Genomic DNA, 18,885 nt, shown 5'->3' with positions numbered 1-18,885 from the left:
GCGCCCTGTCGCCATCGACGCGCGGTGAAACCCGCGCCGCACCCGCTCACGCGCCGGCTTTCTCCCGCGCCGCCTTCCCCGCCGCAGGCAATCCCTGCTCGTGCGTGCGGCGCATCCGCGCGAGGCCGTGCGCGACATGCTCGCGCACCAGTGCGACCGCCTTCTCCTCGTCGCCGCTCGCGAGCGCCTGCACGATCTTGTCGTGCTCGGCCGCCGACACCGCGATCGCATCCTCCTCGGCCTCGATCGCGGCCTGGCGCAGCAGCCCGAGCTGGCGCACGAGCCGGCGATAGGTGTCGGTGAGATGCGTATTGCCGACGCCGACCACCATCGCGTCGTGGAACTGCACGTTCAGCTCGGTATAGCGCGTGACGTCGTGCGTCTTCGCGGCATCCTTCATCGACTGGATGATGCCCTTCAGCACCTTCAGCGTGTCGGGCGAAATGCGTTTCGCGAGCGCGCGCGCGACCGACTCGTCGAGCATCGCGCGCACTTCGTAGATCTCTTCGGCCTCGCGCAGCGGCACGACGCGCACCGTCACGCCGCGATTCTTCTCGTTGCGCAGCAGCCCGGCCTGCTCGAGCGCGCGGAATGCTTCGCGCACGGGGCCGCGCGACACGTTCAGCTTGGTCGCGATATCGACTTCGTTGAGCTTCTCGCCCGGCGCATATTCGCCGGACACGATCGCGCGCTCGAGCATGTCCTGGACAATCATCGCGAGCGACTGGCTTTGCAGGAGTTCGATGGCGTTGAGCGCGTTCGGGGCAGTCATGGTCGGGCAGGCAGCGACGCTGCGGAAGAAAAACGAGGGCGCCATGTCGGCGAATGATCGTTATATACCCTCGGCCCGATACATTGTCAACAGTTTTCAGTTTCCAAAAACCGGTTCCGCGTGCCGGAACGCGACCGGCACGCGGCATCGTGCGGCCGGCCTGAGCACGCCGGACCGCACGATGCGGGCGTGCCGTCAGGCCGGCTGCTTCACCGGCCCCGGGTCGCTCTGGCTCGGCCGCCCCGTCTCGACGTGGCCCGCGAAGCGGCGCACGACCTTGTCGTCGCCATCGCGCAACGTGGTCGCGGTGATCGTCAGATCGTACCAGCCGTGGCTCGACGACAGCTCGAAGTGATCCTCGATGCGCTCGCCCGGCTCCAGCGTGTAGCTGCGTGCATGCGCATGGCTGTACGCGTTGTCGACGACCACGCGGCACGCCGCGCCGCCGCTGTTGCGCAGCTGCAGGTACACGTGGCGGTTGCGCACGTCGTAGCCGACCTTCGCTTCCGGGTTCGCGTGGCGGCCGTCCGCGGCCAGCCGCGTGTTGCCCTGGAATTCGCACAGATAGCCGTTCGGGCCATACGCGGCGAGATGGTAGTCGCCGCGCGCGGCCGACGTGCTCCAGGTATCGGCGAAGCGGTCGTGCGAGGACACCGCGTAACGGCGCGGCGGCGTCGCCGGATTGCGGCGGTCGTACACGTAGAATGCGGCGCCCGCGTCACCCGAGTTCGCGAAATCGAGCGACACGCTGTCGTCGCGGCCGTTCACGCGGGCATGCACGAACAGCTCGTACGGCAGCGCCCGCGCCGGACGCGTGCCGGGCTCCTGCGCCGGCATCGACTGCTGCGCGGGCACCTGGTACGCGTGGCCGGCCGTCTGGATGTGCTGCGGCACCGTGAAGCTCACCGTGCGCGTATCGGGTCGCGCGGAGAAATCGAATGCCGACGTGAGGTCGCCGCAGACCGAGCGGCGCCACGCGCTGATGTTCGGCTCCTGCACGCCGAAGCGCGCTTCGAGGAAACGCAGCACCGACGTGTGGTCGAACGTCTCCGAGCAGACCCAGCCGCCCTTCGTCCACGGCGAGATGATGATCAGCGGCACGCGCGGCCCGAGGCCGATCGGCTGGATGCCGCCCGGGTCCGCACCCGGCACGAGCGGGCTCATCTCGCCCGGGTACTTGTTCAGGTCGAGCAGTTCGTCGCCGAGGTTCGACAGCAGATTCGACGACACGATGCCCTGGCCGCCCACGCCGCTCGTGACCGGCGGCACCGGCGGCACGACGTGGTCGAACAGCCCGTCGTTTTCGTCGTAATTGAGGATGAACACCGTCTTCGCCCACACCTCCGGGTTCGACGTCAGCGCCTCGAGCACCGTGTTGATGTAGAACGCGCCGTCGGTCGGCGACGCCTGCGGGTGTTCGCTGTACTTGTACGGCGACACGATCCACGACACCTGCGGCAGCCGGTTCGCCTGCACGTCGGCCTTCAGCTCGGCGAGCGTGTGATCCGAAGCGCCCTTGTCGACCAGCGGGCCGCTCGCGCCTTCCTTCACCTGGAAGCGCTTGAAGAACATCAGCGAGTTGTCGGTGTAGTTGTCCGTCGGGTCGCCCGGGATGCCCGTGCCGCCCTGGTACAGCTTCCAGCTGATCTTCGCGTTCTCGAGGCGTTCCGCGTAGGTCGTCCACGTGTAGCCGTTCGTGTTGTTGCGCTCGCCGATGCCGGGCCCGTTCGGCTGCGTGCCGTACACGTTGCGCGAATCGATCGTGCCGGTCCACAGGTAGATGCGGTTCGGCGCCGTGTCGGCGTGCGCGGAGCAGAAGTACGAATCGCAGATCGTGAACGCGTCGGCGAGCGCGTAGTGGTACGTGAGGTCCTGGCGCTTCAGGTAGCCCATCGTCAGCACGTCCTGCTTCTGGTTCACCCACTGGTCCCACTGGCCGTTGTTCCAGGACAGGTGGCCGCTGCTCCAGCCGTGGTTGGTGCCCGGCTGGAATTCGGTCGTCTGCTTCGGGTCGAGGTAGAACGGCAGCACGTACGGCGCGGACGGGTCGAGCCCGCGCGAGTGGTAGTTCTTCGTGAACACCGACGCCGGCGGCTGCTGCCACACCGGCGCGCCGTTCGGCAGCAGGTGCGGGCGCGGGTCGTTGAAGCCGCGCACGCCGCGCAGCCCGCCGAAGTAATGGTCGAACGAGCGGTTTTCCTGCATGAAGATCACGACGTGTTCGACGTCGCGGATCGTGCCGGTGCGATAGGCGGCCGGCATCGCGAGCGCCTTGCGGATCGCCGGCGGGAAGCCGGCGTAGGCGGCCATCGCGCCGGCCGACTGGGCGGCGAGGCGCAGGAAATCGCGTCGATTGGTGGCGGACATGAAGAGGATCCTGTGGGTCGGTAAGGGTGGCGCCGGTCGAGCGGGGCCGGCGGTCGGTGCGTTGCCGCTATTACTCCGCACCGGCATGTCCCGGCCGTGACCGGTTCCAGCAGGTTTCTTGCGGTCACCCCCAGCTTTTTTTCGAAGCGGCGCACGACGCACCTTTCATGTGGCCGACACACGCATGCGCTACGCTGACGCGCGATGAAGAGGGGGGAGAAGCCGAGTCGTGTTCGATCAGCTGAAGGCGTTCCATGCGACCGTCCGGCAGGGCAGCATCACGCGCGCCGCGCGCCACCTGGGCGTGAGCCAGCCGACGATCGCCGCGCAGATCCGGCAGGTCGAGCAGCTGTACGGCGTCGAGCTGTTCTATCGCAGCGGCCGCAAGCTCGAGGTCACCGAGACCGGCATCGAGCTGCTGCCGCTCGTCGAGAAGATGATCGCGCTCGAGGCGCAGGCCGACATCATGCTGCGCAACGTCGGCGGCCTGTTCGAAGGCCATCTGCGGATCGGCGCGACCGGGCCGTACTACATCATGGACGCGCTCGGCCGCTTCTCGCACGCGCATCCGTCGATCGCGCTCACGTGCCGGATCGGCAATTCCGAGGAAATCCTGCAGGCGCTGCACGAGTTCCGCATCGACCTCGCGGTGTCGTCGCAGCGCAATGACGCGGACGGCCTCGAACGCAAGGTGATCTCGACCGATCCGCTCGTGCTCGTCGTGCATCGCGACCATCCGCTCGCACGCTTCGACGCGATCGACGCCGCGCAGCTCGCCGACGTGCGGCTCCTGATTCGCGAGGAAGGGTCGGTCACGCGCCGCTGCACGGAGACGATCCTCGCGGCGGCCGGGGTCGCGGCCACGTCGGTCGCCGAGATCGGCAGCCGCGAAGCGATCCGCGAGGCGATCCTGCATGGCGTGGGCGGAAGTCTGTTTCCGCGCGGCGAGGCCGAGCGTCACCCGGACCTGCGCGTCGTCGCGCTGCGCGGCGTCGACACGACGATCGACGAATACGTGTACTACCTGAAGGCACGCCGCCAGAGCCCGGCGATCGATGCGTTCCTCGCGTGCATCGTACCGGCGCAGACCGCGACCCGCGACGCAACGCACGCGACGCGGCCGGTGAACGCGCGCTGAGCCGCCGCGCGTTCGTCGGCTTCGCGTTTTTCCCTTCGCGCTTCCCGGCGCTTTTCCGGGCGCTTTTCCGGGCGCGTTTCCCGCGTTGTTCCCGCGTTGTTCCCGCGTTGTTCCCGCGTTGTTCCTGCGTTGTTCCTGCGTTGTTCCTGCGTTGTTCCTGCGTTGTTCCTGCGTTGTTCCTGCGTTGTTCCTGCGTTGTTCCTGCGTTGTTCCTGCGTTGTTCCTGCGTTGTTCCCGCGCCTTCCGTCGTTGTGTTCCTCGTGCCTTCCTTGCCGCTTCCCGCCGCGCATCACTTTGGCAGCGCGGGGATCATCCACGTCAGCACGTGCTGCTGCAGGAACACGAGCACGCCGAGCAGCAGCGTGAGGATCACGCTGTGCCAGAAGGTGCGCGCGAACACGATGCCTTCCTGCCCCTTCAGGTCGGTCGTCGAGACGCCCGTCGCGATGTTCTGCGGCGAGATCATCTTGCCCATCACGCCACCCGACGAGTTGGTCGCGGCCATCAGTACCGGATCGAGGCCGAGCTGCCGCGCGGCGACCACCTGCAGGTTGCCGAACAGCGCATTGCCGGACGTGTCGCTGCCGGACAGGAACACCGCGATCCAGCCGAGCGACGCCGACACGAGCGGGAACAGCGCACCGGTCGACGCGACACCGGTGCCGAGCGTGTAGCTGATTCCCGAGTAGTTCAGCAGGTACGCGAGCCCGACGATCATCATCACCGTGATGATCGCGATCCACGTCTGCCGCCACGTCTTCACCACGCATTCGAGGAACGCGCCGGCGCCGGTGCGCGTCAGCACGGCCGTGATGATCGCCGACAGGAGGATCGCGGTGCCGGTGCCGAGCGGCTGGAAGTCCCAGATCGCCGCATACGGCTTGTGGTACAGCGACACGAAGACCGCGTTGTGCAGGCCCGGCCACTTGATCTTCACGTCGCCGATCGCCGCGATGTTCGCGTGCACCCAGACGATCACGACCACCGACACGACGATCCACGGCAGCCAGCCGCCGAAGCCCGCGCGCGCGGCGCCGGCCGTCGCGGGCACGCTGCGCGCGAGCGCGTATTGCGGATCGGGCTGCGGCTTCCACACCTGCAGGAAGCCGATCGTGACGATCAGCGACGTGAGCGACGACAGCACGTCGGTGAGCTGGTAGCCGAGGAAGTTCGACGTGACGAACTGCGCGATCGCGAAGCTCGCGCCCGACACGAGCAGCGCGGGCCAAAGTTTCGAGATCGAGCGCAGGCCGCCGTACGCGCCGACCACGTAGAACGGCAGCAGCAGCGCGAAGAACGGCAGTTGCCGGCCGACCATCGCGCCGAGCGTCGCGGGCGGCAGCGACGTGACCGCGCCGAGCACGGTGATCGGCACGCCGAGCGCGCCGAACGCGACTGGCGCCGTGTTGAACAGCAGCGTGTAGGTGAGCGCTTCGAGCGCGGGGAAGCCGAGCGCGATCAAGAGTGCGCTGGTGATCGCGACCGGCGTGCCGAACCCGGAGATCCCTTCGAGCAGGCAGCCGAAAGAGAACGCGACGACGAGCAGCACGAGGCGGCGGTCGTCGGGCAGGTGGTCGAGCATCCACTGCCGGAACTGGTCGAAGCGGCCCGACTTCACCGCGATGTTGTACAGCAGCAAGGCGTTGAACACGATCCACATCACCGGCACGACCGCGAGCGCCATGCCGGCGCCCACCGCGTTGAACGCGAGGCCGGCCGGCATGCCCCACGCGCCGATCGCGACCGCGAGGCCGGTGACGAGGCCGGCGAGCGACGCCTGCCATGCCGGCCGGCGCAGCACGCCGAGCGCGATCAGCGCGACCGCGATCGGGATCACCGCGACGAGGAACGACAGGAACAGCGAGTTGGCGACGGGCGTCAACGGCTGCGCGAACAGGATGCCGGGCGGCAGGGTTGCGGTGGGATTCATCGTGTCTCGTGTCTCCGTGTCGACAGGAGTTAGCGCTTTAGCGCTTACTCCTGTCCCATGCTTCGCGGTCGACAGGCGTTAGCGCTTTAGCGCTTGCTCCTGTCCCATGCTTCGCGGTCGACAGGCGTTAGCGCTTTAGCGCTTGCTCCTGTCCCATGCTTCGCGGTCGACAGGCGTTAGCGCTTTAGCGCTTGCTCCTGTCCCGTATCAAACGTGCGTTCCACGACGGCGAAAAGATCGCCCGACGCTTGCGCATGCAACCATGCCGCAGCGCCGACCGATCGGTCGCTTAAAAAGGTTAGGAGGCGCATCGCGCTTGCACAAGGAGGGCAAGCCCGATGCGCGCGGCGTCGACACACGGAATCCGCCGCACGCTGAACGGCGGCTGGCGCCGCACTGACACGCACGCCAGCAAGCCGCCGGCGCAATGTTGCTCAGGCGACAAAGGTGACTGACGGCACGCGGGGTGTTTCGTTTGGCGTCCGAAGCCTAGACTGGCTGCATCGATTCCGCCCGCGCCGACGAAGGGCGCGGTGCCGGACACCTCACGGAGCAAACACGATGAAGACCATGAAACTTGCGGCGTGCGCATTCCTGCTGATCGGCTCGGCTGTCGCCGCCCAGGCCAAGGCCGCGTCGACGCTGACGCGTGCGCAAGTTCGCCAGGAACTCGCGGAACTGCAGGCCGCCGGCTACCGGCCGAGTCTCGCCAGCAGCCCGGACTTTCCGCAAAACATGCAGGCGGTCATGCAGCGCGCCGCGCAGGCGCGCGGCGACGCGGCCGGCTACGGCAGCAACGGCCATGCGAATGTGGAATCAGGAAAACCGGCACTGCCGCACGTGGTCGATCGCGACACGTACGCGCATCACTGAAGCGGACGAAACCGGGCCGGGCGCGTGACTGCGCAACCGGCCCGCCCGCCGCGCGACGCGCAGCGGGCCGCGGCCGTCAAACGCTGAAGCGGTTCAGCGTATACGCACGATAGGCCGCGACGAACGCGTCGAACGATCCGGCCTCCTTCGTTTCCAGCTCGGCCTGCTCGGCCAGCGACTTCGCGGCGAGCGCCTGCTCGGCGCGCATCGTCTCCGCCGACGGCGGGTTCGTGCGGAAATGCGCGGCATGCGCTTCGCTGTGCGCGCACGCGAACGCGAGGAACGACTGCCCGTTCTCGCGCATCGTGCGCAGCACGCGCGCCGACGGCGTGCGCTCCGGATCGGCGAGCTTCTCGCGCTGCGCGGCAATCGCTCGCACATGCTCGTCGCCGCCGCGGATCTCGTCGAGACGGCGCCCGACGGTTTCGATATCGGTCATCAGGTCGTCCGCCCAGGCCTGCAGCGTGACCGGCTGGCCGTCGCGCGTCAGCGTCAGCCCGGGCTTGCGCCCGTCCATCGTCACGCTGCCGAAGTTCGCGTTCGCTTCCTTGTACGCGTCGCAGTCGAGCGCGGGGCTCTCGTCGAGCGCGCACGCGAGCAGGAATGCGTCGATGAAGCGCGCGGTCTCCAGCGCGATGCCGGTCGGCTCGAACGGATCGATGTCGAGGCAGCGCACTTCGATGTACTGCACGCCGCGCGACGCGAGCGCATGCAACGGCCGCTCGCCCGAATACGTGACGCGCTTCGGCCGGATCGTCGAGTAGAACTCGTTCTCGATCTGCAGCACGTTCGTGTTGATCTGGATCCACTCGCCGTCGCGATGCGTGCCGATCGCCTCGTACGGCGGATACGGCTCGCTCACGGCCTTCGACAGCGCGTCGAGATAGCCGGGCAGCGTGTTGTAGTCGACTTGCAGCGCGGCCTGCGCGGTCGTGTTCGAGTAACCGAGGTCGCTCATCCGCAAGCTCGTCGCATATGGCCGGTACAGCGTATCGGCGTCGAACGTGTCGAGCTTGTGCGGCTTGCCGCGCAGGAACTTCGTGTCGAGCGCCGGCGACGCGCCGAACAGGTACATCAACAGCCAGCTGCGGCGGCGGAAGTTGCGGATCTGCGCGAGATAGCGCTCCGACTGGTAGTCGACCAGCGTGGCAGTCGAGCCCTCTTCCGCATGCAGGCGCCGCCACACTTCCTCGTGCAGCGAGTAGTTGTAGTGGATGCCGGCGATGCACTGCATCGTGCGGCCGTAGCGATACGCGAGACCGCGCCGGTACACCGTCTTCAGGCGACCGATGTTCGACGTGCCGTAGTCGGCGATCGGGATTTCGTCGTCGGCCGGCAGTTGGCCCGGCATCGAGTTATTCCACAGCATCTCGTCGCCGAGCGACGCGTACACGTAGCGATGTAGATCGTCGAGGCGTTCGAGCGTGATCGACGCGTCGGCTTCCGCCGGCGTGATCAGTTCGATCAGCGCTTCGGAATAGTCGGTCGTCAATGACGGGTGTGTGAGTGCCGAACCGAGCGCGCGCGGATGCGGCGTGAACGCGATCATCCCGTCGCGCGTCACGCGCAGGCTTTCCTTTTCGATGCCGCGCAGGCCGTCGGGCAGATGCTGCCGCGTCGGGCCCGAGCTCAGCGCTTCGAGACGATTCAGCAGCAGTTCGGACTGGCGGTGAGTCATGGTGTTCGACATGGAGACGCAAGTGCGTGACGGCCGCGCGCAGGATGCCGCGCGGCCGGCTGGATTATTGGTCGCTTCGTTGGTAGCGGGCACTTTAACATCTCGCCGTCACGCGCGCTTGAGGTGACTCCGGGTGGTGCGCGCCCGCCCCGGCGGGCCGCCGGGCGGGCCGATGGAGACGATCGCCGCGCGCGCGGCGGACCGTCCGTCGGCACCGCCGGACGCGACGATCACGCGAAATTCGTCGGAAGTAACATGAGCCGTGCACGCCACGGCGCCGCCAGGTGCAACCCGCGCAGCCGAACCCGCGATGCGTCGCCGTCACGCTCGAGCCGCCCGCACGCCGGGGGATGACGGCCGCCGGAACGGGGTGATCGCCGTCAAGCGTCGCAACCGTGAGCACCGCCGACCGATCGCTGCCGGCCCGGCGCCGTTTGCGGGTCGCAGCGCGGCCCTGCCCCGCGCACCCGCCGGCCGGCCGCGGCGACCGTCATCCGCCGCGCGCGCCGCCGGCCCGGTCGGCCACGTCGTTCCACAGATGCAGCGCCGCATACGCGCGCCACGGCCGCCAGCCTTCGGTGCGGCGCTTCTGGCTCGCGAGCCGGTCGAGCGACGGATCGCGCGCGGTGATCGACTGCATCAGCACGAGATCGGACGCCGGCCATGCGTCCGGGTCGCGCCACGCACGCATCGCGATGTATTCGACGGTCCACGGGCCGATGCCGGGCAGGTCGAGCCAGGCGCTCCGCAGCGTCGCGAGATCGGCCTGGGCGGGATCGAGCGGCACGTGGCCGGCCGCCACCGCGCGCGCCACGCCCGTCAGCGCCGCGGCCCGCTTGCCGGGCATTCCGATCTTCTCCAGATCGCAGGCGGCGAGCGCGTCCGGCGTCGGGAAACGCCAGGCGGGCACGCCGTCCGGCGCCGCCATGCCGTCGTCGTACGCGACGCGCTCGCCGGCCCGCTGGACGAGCCGGCCGACGATCGTCGTCGCCGCCTTCACGCTCACCTGCTGGCCGACGATCGCGCGCACCGCGAGCTCGAATCCCGACCAGGCGCCCGGCACGCGCAGCCCCGGGGCTGCATCGACGAGCGGCGCGAACCACGGATCGCGCGCAAGCCCGCTCCCGATCGCGGCCGGGTCGGCGCCGAGGTCGAACATCGACGCGACGCGGCGCGCGAATGCATCGTCGACATGCCGCGCGGCCGCCCCGTCGACCGTCGCGATCAGGCAATGCCGGCGCGGATGCTTCGTGACGGCCAGCCGGCCCGCGTCGCCGTGGAGGTCGACGATGCGGCGATACACGCCGTCGACGACCTGTTCGACGCCCGGAATCGCCCGTCCGCTGAAGAAGCGCAACACGCGCGCCCAGTCGTACGGCGCCTTGAAGCGCAGTTCCATCTGCGCGGACGGCGGCACCTGACCGCCATCCGCGATCGACGTAATCGTATTTTTTTCGATGCTCAAACTGCGTTGCCCTCCGCAACGGCTTCGGTTTCGTCGTCGTGCGCATGGCGCGCCTCGGATGCGAGCAGCGTCGCCTTGCGGCGCACGCCCCAGCGATATCCGGCGAGCGCGCCGCCCTTCTGCACGACACGGTGGCAGGGGATCGCGAGCGCGACCGGGTTCGACGCGCAGGCCGATGCGACGGCCCGCACCGCACGCGGCGCGCCCAGTGCCTCGGCGATCTCCGAGTAGCTGCGCGTTTCGCCGTACGGGATGTGCGTCAGCGCTTCCCAGACGCGCTGCTGGAACGCGGTCGGCGCGATGTCGAGCGGCAGGTCGAACGCGTGCCGCGTGCCGTCGAGGTAGGCGCGGATCTGCGCGACGAACGGCGCGAGCCGCGAAGGCGATTCGACCAGCTCCGCACGCGCGAACGCATCCGTCAGTTCGCCGACGAGCGACGCCGGCTCGTCGCCGAACGCGATCCGGCAGATGCCCTGTTCGGTCGCGGCGACGAGCACCGTGCCGAGCGGCGTCGACGCGGTCGCGTAGTCGATCCGCAGGCCGGCGCCCTGGCGACGGAAAGCGGACGGCGCCATGCCCAGTTCGCGCGGCACCGATGCGTAAAGCCGCGACGGCGAGTTGAAACCCGCGTCGACGGCCGCCTGCGTGACCGGCTGCCCGCTTTGCAGCGCCTCGCGCAAGGCGGCGCCGCGCTGCGCGGCCTGGTACTGCCGCGGCGACACGCCGACCACGCGCTTGAACAGCCGCTGCAGGTGGAACGGGCTTACGTGCACGGCGTCGCTCAGTTGCTGCAGCGTGAGCCGCTCCGCATGCGCGTCGAGCACCGCGCAGGCACGATTGACGATCTCGAGCTCGCGCGGCAGCCCTTCCGGCTGGCAGCGCTTGCACGGACGAAAACCGGCCGCGCGCGCGTCGGCCGGACTGGCAAAGAAGGACACATGCTCGCGCCGCGGCAGCCGCGACGCGCAGCTCGGGCGGCAGAACACACCGGTCGTGCGCACGGCGTAGAAGAACGCGCCGTCCGCATGCGGATCGCGGGCGGTCACGGCGCCCCAGCGGGCATCGTCGGTCGGATAGGCGGTTTTCATCTGAACCTCGCACTCTCTAGTGTAGATGGTGCCTACTCTAGACATCGGCATGGGCCGTCGCGCCCTGAATCTTGCTCTGTGATTCGCACCGGCGAAACCGGGGGCACATCGCAATCGATCAATCGGACGAAACACCGCGCAAAGCGCTGCTCCGGCACCGCTTTCGTCATCGTCGCGTCACCATTTTGCTGCAGTGCGGCTGCGACCAATCGCCATCCTGACCATTTTTTACACTCGGAATATTGCAACGCACCATCGCCGTGTGTATAGTTGGAACTGTCTCCTCCATGTCTCCTCCTGATATGGATTAAGCCCGTTCCGCTCTGCGTGAACGGGCTTTTTTTCGTCCGTCGATCGTGCAGCCATTGCGGCATCCGTCGCCGGCGCGGTCTACACTCGGTGCACGCCATCCGAAGGAGTGCCCCGCTCATGAAACCGACCATCCGCGCGATCGATCACGTCGTGCTGCGCGTGACCGACATGGCTGCGATGACGCGCTTTTACTGCGATGCCGTCGGCTGCCACGTGGAGAAGGAACAGCCCGACCTGGGCCTCGTGCAGTTGCGTGCCGGCGACGCGCTGATCGACCTGCTGTCGGTCGGCGGCCCGATCGATCGTCCCGACAGCGGACCGCCCGGCACCGGCCGCAACCTCGACCATCTGTGCCTGCGCGTCGAGCCGTTCGACCCCGACGCGCTGATCGAGCATTTCGCCGCGCATGGCGCGCGCCCCGGCGCCCCCGCCGATCGCTACGGCGCCGGCGGCTACGGGCCGTCGATCTATCTGTTCGATCCCGAAGGGAACATGCTGGAATTCAAGGGGCCGCCCGCCGCGTTCGGCTGAGCGGCGCGCCGGCCGTCACGCGTCGGCGAACGGCTTCAGCACCGTCCATTCGACCGCGACCGGATCGTGGTCGGCGCTCGAGATCCAGGCGGCGCCGTCCTGCACCGTGCACTGCAGGCGCATCGTGCGCTCGGCGAGACGCCCGAGCGCGGCCGCGACGCCGTCGGCCAGCGACAGCACCTGCACGTTGCGCAGCCGCTCCACCTTGCTGCGCACGCCCTGCCACCAGATATCCGAGGTCTTGCCGCCGTACGCGATCACCGTGACCTGCCCGGCGCGGCCGGCCGCCTTCGAGATGCGCCGTTCGTCGGGCTGGCCGGCCTCGATCCATACGTCGATCGCCCCCGTCAGGTCCTTCTGCCACAGATCGGGCTCGTCGACGTCCGACAGCCCCTTGCAGAATTCGAGACGCTCGTGCGCGAACAGCGCGAACGCGACGATGCGCACCATCATCCGGTCGTCGGTTTCGGACGGGTGACGGGCGACCGTCAACGCGTGATCGCCATAGTAGTGCCGATCCATGTCGGCGATTTGCAGCTCGGCTTTGTAGATCGTGGATTTCAGCGCCATGCGGATGCGGCCCGGGCGGGCATTCGGTTCGGTCGGGCCGTGATGATACCGAATGCGCGCCGCCCGGCGCGTGACGGGCGCGCCACAGCACGACGGCCCGGCATCGGCCGGGCCGCGTTCAGGTCGCGCCGCCGGCGGTTCCGGCAGGCGCGCGGGGGCGAGAGGTGCGCGTGCGGGTTACTGCTTGACGAAGCGCGAATCGGTCCAGAGGCCCTGCTGGTCGCTGTTGTCGGCGCTGACGAACTGGACGTCGCCCTGATCGACCGACACCACGCGGAAGCGCTGGCCTTCCGGCACCGACAGGCAACGGTAGTCGTCGAAGTACTGCTGCTTCGCCTGCGACTTGCCGTCACGTTCGTGACTCAGTACGGAGTCCAGATTGTCTTTCGACAGACAGCCCCACGCATTCTTCGTCAGCTGGATTTCCTGCTTCGGCTGGACAGCCGCATCGCCGCCCGCCTGGGCGATCGACACCGCGGAAAATGCGCCGACGAGGGCAAAAAGGACACCGGTACGCTTCATCATGTTCTGTCTCCAGGCTTGCGGGCACCAGGCTCGGTTAGCTATGTGTTTAAAGGTGATCGTGAACCCGCGTTTTTCACTTTAGAAGACCGGCAAGCGATATCAAGCACATTTGTTGTGCGATCGCAATAGCGGCGAATTGTCGCACCCTGCGCGCGCCCGGTTTTCCACTTGCGGCGGCGTCTGCCGTCCGGCGGATTCGCCCGCGCCGCCGGAAGCAAAGCCTCATCCGGCAAGCCTTTCGGAGAAACTACAGTCCATCGGCTGAACGGTCTGGTTAATTCATTTCAATAGCGGGACCATTTTGATGCGTTGCACATAAAGTCATCCGAAACGATCTGAATTTACCGCAGTGCGGGACCGGATTTACCTGATACAAGAAAAATGCCAGGTATAAGCGCACTCGTATTTACCCGTATTTTCCCCGGCAGGCTTGGCGCCCGCTGCAGCGGAGCCGCAGCGGGCGTTCGCCAGTGTTTTTTACCCCACCTTATTTAGATCGCTTGCGGGCGCTCGAAATAATCGCGCTGGAAAATGCACATGCGATAAGCGTTGTGATATGCACCGTTTCCGAAAAATTCTTCCTTCAATTCCGCCTCGTGCTGGAATCCGCATTTCTCGTACACGTGGATGGCCGCCGCATTCGACGTGTCGACGATCAGGTACAGCTTGCGCATGTTCAGCACCTTGAACGCATATTCGATCGCGAGGCGCGTTGCCTGCCCCGCATAGCCGCGCCCCTGGCATTGGGGCGCGATGATGATCTGGAATTCGCCGCGACGGTGAATGTAGTCGAGCTCGATCAGCTCGACGAGGCCGACCAGTTCGTCCTGCGCATCGACCGCGACGAAGCGGCGCTCGCGCTGGTCGTGCACGTGACGGTCATACAGTTGCGACAGCTCGGAGAAGGTTTCGTACGGCTCCTCGAACCAGTAGCGCATGATCTTCGCGTCGTTGTTCAGCTCGTGAACGAAGCGCAGGTCCTGGCGCTCCAGCGGCCGCAGTGCAAGCGTGTGCTTGTCGTTCTGGAGTTGCATGTTCGTGTCCTTTTTGATGCCCGCGCGCGCATGAAACACCCGTGCGGCGGCGCCGCGAACGGGGCGCGTTCCGCGCTGTAAGAAGTTGACCGCGGGCGAAGGTCAGAGCCTAGAATGGACACAAGGGTTCCTGCCACCGCAAGGAGGCTATCGTGATCGAGCAAGTCATACTCGGCATCTTCCTCGTGCTGCCACTCATGATCGTGGCTGCGCTGTTCTCCGACGAACTGTGGCAGGAACATCGGCGCCAGCATCCGCGCGACGAAAATGCACCGCATATCGACTGGAAACATCCGTGGCGCCGGGTGCGGCGCGGACACTGAGCCGATCGCCATCCCGGCAGGCGGGGCGCTGCACACGGTGCAAACGGTGCAACCGCTTTCCGCCACGAACCGCGTCGAACCGAATCCCGCCCAACCAGCGAGCCGCCGCCGTGAACGACAAACCCGCTCTCCCTCCGCACGATATCCCCGGCGAAGCGATCGACCTGCAGATTGCCGACGTGCTGGCGGCCGTCCGCTACCCGGCCAACAAGGATGCGATCGTCGACGCCGCACGCGACGCCGGCGCCAGTAACGAAGTGCTGTCGATGCTCGACGGCCTGCCCGAACAGGACTACGCGGACGTCGATGCCGTCACGCGCTGGGTCGCCGGCAACTTCGGCCCCGGCCTCGGTATTTGAGCGCACGCCAATAACGCGATAGGATCGGGCCGCACCGGTTGCGCTGCGGCCGGATGCTTGCTGCCCGGCGCCAAGACCGGGCGTGACCGCACGAGTGCCCGGGGGAATCCATGGAAGGTATCCTGATCCAGCATACGACGCGTCGTCAGCTTTGGTTCGGCGCGCTCACGGCACTCGTCATCGTGCTCGCGCTGGCGATCGCCGTGCCGCACGCAAACGTCACGCTGCCGGCCGTCGAGCCGTTCATGCCGATGTGCGCGCTGACCGTGTTCACCACCGCGAGCATCGCCGCCTTCTTCCTCGGCGCGCAGTTCACCGTCACGCGCCAGCCCGTGCTCGGTGCGCTCGGCGGCGCCTATGCGTTCACCGCACTCGCCGTCGCGCTGCAGCTGCTCACCTTCCCCGGCGTGTTCGCGCCGCAAGGCTTGCTCGGCGCGCGTCCGCAAAGCGCCGCGTGGATGTGGGTCTTCTGGCATGCCGGCTTTCCGTGCTTCGTGATGGCCGCGCTGCTCGCGCGCGAGCGGCTCACGCATGCGCCGGTCGGCGCGGCGCAGACGCGCATATGGACCTTCGCGCTGGTCGGCGGCCCGGCCGTCGCGGCCGCGCTGCTGTGCGTGCTCGCGCTGAACGTCGCCCTGCCGCCCGCGTTCCATCCGCCAGGCGACGCAGCCGCGCTGCCCGTCGACGGGATCGCGCTGGTCGTGTGGCTGCTCAATGCGCTCGCGCTCGTCGCCGTGCTGGCTTCCGGCCGACTGCGCACGACGCTCGACCTGTGGCTCGCGATCGCGGTGCTCGCCTGCCTCACCGACACGACGCTGAACCTGCTGACCACGAGCCGCTTCACGGTCGGCTGGTATCTCGCACGCGTGTTCAGCATGTTCACGCCGGGCGTGCTGGTGTGCGTGCTCGCCTGGGAAGTGACGAAGCTGTATCAGCAGCTGTTCGAGGCGCATGCGACGCTGGTTCGTTCGTCCGCGCGCGACGGGCTGACCGGCGCGTTCAATCGCAGCCACTTCAACGATCACTTCCACACGCTGTTCCTGCAGGCGCGGCGGCAAGGCGAGCCGTTGTCGCTGCTGATGGTCGACGTCGATCACTTCAAGGCGTACAACGACGCGTTCGGTCACGTGAAGGGCGACGCGTGCCTGATCGCGGTCGCGAATGCGCTCGCCGGCGCGGTGCGGCGGCCGGCCGATATCGTCGCGCGCTACGGCGGCGAGGAGTTTGCCATCGTGCTGCCGAACACCGGCGCGCGCGGTGCACGGGTCGTTGCCGAGGAAGCGCGCGAAGCGGTGCTGCGGATCGATCTCGCGATGCCCGGGTCGCCGGCCGGGCGCGTGAGCGTCAGCGTCGGTTGCGCGACCGTGTCGGCCGACGACCTGTCGACGCCCGATGCGTTGATCGAAGCCGCCGATGCCGCGCTGTATCGTGCGAAGGATGCGGGGAGAAACCGCGTCGTGGCGGCGTGAAAACGTCTGCGGATTGGGGATTTGTTACGGTCATTGTGACCGGAATAATCCGCCGTTACGGATTGCCGCGCCGGGAAACGATCGCTTACAGCCGGTGTTGAAGGCGCTCGCTATGCTGGGTTCATGTCGAATCCGAGCAGGTGAGCGTGATGAAGAAAACCCTTTTGCTGATTGCCGGTGTCGCCGTGCTGTTGAGCGGCTGCATCGTGGTGCCGGATGGCGGCGGGTATGGGTATTACGGTGATGGCGGGTATTACCACCATCATCATCGGCATTGGGATTGATGCATTCCACCCCGGCTGTCGCGACGACACCGTCCGGATCAGTCGATTGATCCGGACCGCTGAGGACGGCAGCTGCGTCCTTCCTCAACGAGCCGTCGGAAAGTCTTCGTACGACTTCGGCCCATATCCCCAGATTCTCACCACCTCGCATCTGGCCTCGAACTCGAAGCCGATCTCTGCAAGCTTTCCCAACACTCGCGCGGATTGGTCCGCCGCTTGATGCCTGGCGGACGCCTGGGCATTCAACCCGATGTCGAACCATTCGACGCCCACGAACGGGAATGGCAGATGGTAGAACCACTCGACGTCCCAATCCGTCACATGACCATTGACCCACTTTGACCGGTACGAAGGCCGCCACCCGCTCAGATCGCGCACGAAGGTAATCAGCTCGTTCCACTTGGTGTCGTTGGCCAGCGAGCCGGTAAATTTCCGACGCGCGAGGGCTGCGACTTTTTCCTTGTCCATGCCGCGCGGCACGGCGTCCGCCATTGGAAAGGCACTCATCTCGGAACGTGGGTCGATGTGGAAAAGGGAAAACAGCGGGAATTCGAAGCGCCAGCATTCCGTTGAAATGCCCGCTTACTTCCCGATGCAGAACCTGCTGAAAATCACCCCCAGCAGATCATCCGAAGTGAACTCGCCGGTAATCGCATTGAGTTGCTCCTGCGCGAGCCGCAGCTCCTCCGCAAACAGATCGAGCGATTGCGCGCGCTGCTCGGCGTGATCCGCCGCCTGCGCCAGATGCTCCTGCGCAGCCCGCAGCGCAATCAAGTGCCGCTCGCGCGCCAGATAAACGCCTTCGGCCCCCGCCTGCCACCCCGCGATCCGCAGCAGTTCCGCGCGCAACATGTCGATACCGTCGCCGCGCTTGGCCGACAGATGCACCTCGGTCAGGTCGCCGTCGGCCGCCGGATGCTCGACGCACGCCGGCACGCCGGTGAGGTCCGTCTTGTTCAACACCCGCACCACCGGCACGCCATCCGGGAACCGGGCCGCGATCGTCTCGTCGTCCGCCGTCATCCCCGTGCGCGAATCGAGCAGATGCAGCACGACGTCCGCGCGCTCGATCTCGCTCCACGTGCGCGCAATCCCGATCCGCTCGACTTCGTCCTCCGTCTCGCGCAGCCCGGCCGTATCGATGATGTGCAGCGGAATCCCTTCGACCTGGATCGTCTGCGCGACCTTGTCGCGCGTCGTGCCTGCGATCGGCGTGACGATCGCCAGCTCCGCGCCGGCGAGCGCGTTCAGCAGCGACGACTTGCCGACGTTCGGCTGCCCCGCGAGCACGACCGACAACCCCTCGCGCAGCAGCGCGCCCTGCCGCGCGTCACCGAGCACGTGCGCCAGTTGCTCGCGGATCCTCGCGAGCTTGCCGCGCGCATCGGCCGCTTCCAGGAAGTCGATTTCCTCTTCCGGGAAATCGAGCGTCGCCTCGACCAGCATCCGCAGCGTGATCACATCCTCGACGAGCGCGTGGATCTGCCGCGAGAACGCGCCGTCGAGCGAGCGCCCGGCCGAGCGCGCCGCCGCTTCGGTACTCGCCTCGATCAGGTCGGCGACGGCCTCGGCCTGCGCAAGATCAAGCTTGTCGTTCAGAAACGCGCGCCGCGTGAATTCGCCCGGTTCCGCGAGCCGAAGCCCGAAGCCGCGCCCCGCATCGAGGCAACGCTGCAGCAGCAGCTGCATCACGATCGGCCCGCCGTGCCCCTGCAACTCGAGCACGTGCTCGCCGGTGTACGAATGCGGCGCGGGGAAATACAGCGCGATTCCGCGATCGAGCGGTGCGCCGTGCTCGTCGAGGAACGGCACGTAGCTCGCATGGCGCGGCGCGAGCCGCTGCCCGCACAACGCGTCGATCAGCGGCAGCGCGGCCGCCTCGCCGCCGCGCCCGAACGACACGCGGACGACGCCGACGCCCCCCCGGCCGGCAGCAGTGGCAATGGCGACGATCGGATCGGAATCGGTAGCGAGCATGGGAATCGGATGAATCGGGTGAACAGAGCATCAATGGTGCGCCCGCACAACAGTTCGGGCATCGGGACGCCGGCATTGTAGCCTGCCGGCCCGCACGCCACCGGACACCCGATCGGCGTCGAACTTACCCGAATTTATCCCGACGGGGATAAGTCGAGTATCAATGCCGGACAATCACGTCCTGTCCATT

The 18,885-nt window shown here is 67.3% G+C and carries 18 protein-coding genes; 7 read left to right on the top strand and 11 right to left on the bottom strand.

The features are described from left to right. Positions 1-46 precede the first annotated feature (46 nt). Positions 47-772, bottom strand: a complete 726-nt coding sequence (locus tag U4012_RS28915; RefSeq protein ID WP_044847361.1) for a phosphonate utilization associated transcriptional regulator — start codon at positions 770-772, stop codon at positions 47-49. A 195-nt stretch (positions 773-967) separates the two neighbouring features. Next, complete coding sequence (locus tag U4012_RS28910; protein ID WP_321802671.1) at positions 968-3,139, bottom strand: phosphocholine-specific phospholipase C; 2,172 nt, start codon at positions 3,137-3,139, stop codon at positions 968-970. Between the two features lie 229 nt (positions 3,140-3,368). Here U4012_RS28910 and U4012_RS28905 point away from each other — a divergent pair, with 229 nt between their 5' ends. Then, entirely contained in the window at positions 3,369-4,277 is a 909-nt protein-coding gene (locus U4012_RS28905) for a LysR family transcriptional regulator (RefSeq protein ID WP_321802669.1), read from the top strand. A 289-nt stretch (positions 4,278-4,566) separates the two neighbouring features. Here the strand turns inward: U4012_RS28905 and U4012_RS28900 are convergent, their stop codons facing one another. Next, positions 4,567-6,207, bottom strand: a complete 1,641-nt coding sequence (locus tag U4012_RS28900) for an L-lactate permease (RefSeq protein WP_124486726.1) — start codon at positions 6,205-6,207, stop codon at positions 4,567-4,569. Between the two features lie 561 nt (positions 6,208-6,768). Here U4012_RS28900 and U4012_RS28895 point away from each other — a divergent pair. Continuing rightward, positions 6,769-7,080: a DUF4148 domain-containing protein gene (locus U4012_RS28895; RefSeq protein ID WP_321802666.1), complete on the top strand. Its 312-nt coding sequence runs from the start codon at positions 6,769-6,771 to the stop codon at positions 7,078-7,080. 76 nt (positions 7,081-7,156) lie between these two features. Here U4012_RS28895 and gshA read toward each other — a convergent pair whose 3' ends face one another. The 3 genes from gshA to ada all read right to left on the bottom strand — a co-directional run bounded on the left by gshA (position 7,157) and on the right by ada (position 11,311). Next, complete coding sequence (gene gshA, locus U4012_RS28890; RefSeq protein ID WP_321802664.1) at positions 7,157-8,770, bottom strand: glutamate--cysteine ligase; 1,614 nt, start codon at positions 8,768-8,770, stop codon at positions 7,157-7,159. A gap of 478 nt (positions 8,771-9,248) precedes the next feature. After that, positions 9,249-10,223: a DNA-3-methyladenine glycosylase family protein gene (locus tag U4012_RS28885; RefSeq protein ID WP_321802662.1), complete on the bottom strand. Its 975-nt coding sequence runs from the start codon at positions 10,221-10,223 to the stop codon at positions 9,249-9,251. Further along, positions 10,220-11,311: a bifunctional DNA-binding transcriptional regulator/O6-methylguanine-DNA methyltransferase Ada gene (ada, locus tag U4012_RS28880; RefSeq protein WP_044847321.1), complete on the bottom strand. Its 1,092-nt coding sequence runs from the start codon at positions 11,309-11,311 to the stop codon at positions 10,220-10,222. Before ada ends, U4012_RS28885 begins: the two co-directional genes overlap by 4 nt. 429 nt (positions 11,312-11,740) lie before the next feature. On the opposite strand from ada, the gene U4012_RS28875 reads away from it, so the two are divergent. After that, positions 11,741-12,154, top strand: a complete 414-nt coding sequence (locus U4012_RS28875; protein WP_044847320.1) for a VOC family protein — start codon at positions 11,741-11,743, stop codon at positions 12,152-12,154. 15 nt (positions 12,155-12,169) lie between these two features. Here U4012_RS28875 and U4012_RS28870 read toward each other — a convergent pair whose 3' ends face one another. The 3 genes from U4012_RS28870 to speG form a co-directional block, all read right to left on the bottom strand. Beyond that, complete coding sequence (locus tag U4012_RS28870) at positions 12,170-12,724, bottom strand: YaeQ family protein (RefSeq protein WP_044847319.1); 555 nt, start codon at positions 12,722-12,724, stop codon at positions 12,170-12,172. A gap of 177 nt (positions 12,725-12,901) precedes the next feature. Beyond that, the gene (gene sap1 / locus U4012_RS28865; protein WP_321802658.1) at positions 12,902-13,249 is read right to left on the bottom strand and encodes a surface attachment protein Sap1; all 348 of its coding nucleotides are present in this window, start codon (positions 13,247-13,249) and stop codon (positions 12,902-12,904) included. Positions 13,250-13,740: 491 nt separating this feature from the next. Then, positions 13,741-14,283 (bottom strand): spermidine N1-acetyltransferase, encoded by a 543-nt coding sequence (gene speG / locus U4012_RS28860; RefSeq protein WP_044848671.1) that lies wholly within the window; start codon positions 14,281-14,283, stop codon positions 13,741-13,743. A 152-nt stretch (positions 14,284-14,435) separates the two neighbouring features. On the opposite strand from speG, the gene U4012_RS28855 reads away from it, so the two are divergent. The 4 genes from U4012_RS28855 (at position 14,436) to U4012_RS28840 (ending at position 16,718) form a co-directional block, all read left to right on the top strand. Then, positions 14,436-14,606 carry a hypothetical protein gene (locus tag U4012_RS28855; RefSeq protein ID WP_044848668.1) on the top strand — a complete coding sequence of 57 codons (171 nt, stop codon included), beginning with the start codon at positions 14,436-14,438 and terminating at the stop codon, positions 14,604-14,606. A 110-nt stretch (positions 14,607-14,716) separates the two neighbouring features. After that, positions 14,717-14,965: a DUF2795 domain-containing protein gene (locus tag U4012_RS28850; protein ID WP_006756942.1), complete on the top strand. Its 249-nt coding sequence runs from the start codon at positions 14,717-14,719 to the stop codon at positions 14,963-14,965. A gap of 110 nt (positions 14,966-15,075) precedes the next feature. Continuing rightward, complete coding sequence (locus U4012_RS28845) at positions 15,076-16,434, top strand: sensor domain-containing diguanylate cyclase (protein WP_321802653.1); 1,359 nt, start codon at positions 15,076-15,078, stop codon at positions 16,432-16,434. Between the two features lie 149 nt (positions 16,435-16,583). Beyond that, positions 16,584-16,718, top strand: coding sequence for a hypothetical protein (locus U4012_RS28840; RefSeq protein WP_257773917.1), 135 nt, complete (start codon positions 16,584-16,586; stop codon positions 16,716-16,718). A gap of 84 nt (positions 16,719-16,802) precedes the next feature. Here the strand turns inward: U4012_RS28840 and U4012_RS28835 are convergent, their stop codons facing one another. Next, a complete protein-coding gene (locus tag U4012_RS28835; RefSeq protein ID WP_321802650.1) occupies positions 16,803-17,210 on the bottom strand; it encodes a DUF6678 family protein in 408 nt (135 codons plus the stop codon). Between the two features lie 90 nt (positions 17,211-17,300). After that, positions 17,301-18,695 (bottom strand): tRNA uridine-5-carboxymethylaminomethyl(34) synthesis GTPase MnmE, encoded by a 1,395-nt coding sequence (gene mnmE, locus U4012_RS28830; protein WP_321802648.1) that lies wholly within the window; start codon positions 18,693-18,695, stop codon positions 17,301-17,303. Between the last annotated feature and the right edge of the window lie 190 nt (positions 18,696-18,885).

This window comes from Burkholderia sp. BCC1988 (assembly GCF_905339895.1).
GTDB lineage: Bacteria > Pseudomonadota > Gammaproteobacteria > Burkholderiales > Burkholderiaceae > Burkholderia.
Note: the sequence above shows the minus strand (reverse complement) of the source record. Positions and strands in the feature narration are given on the sequence as shown.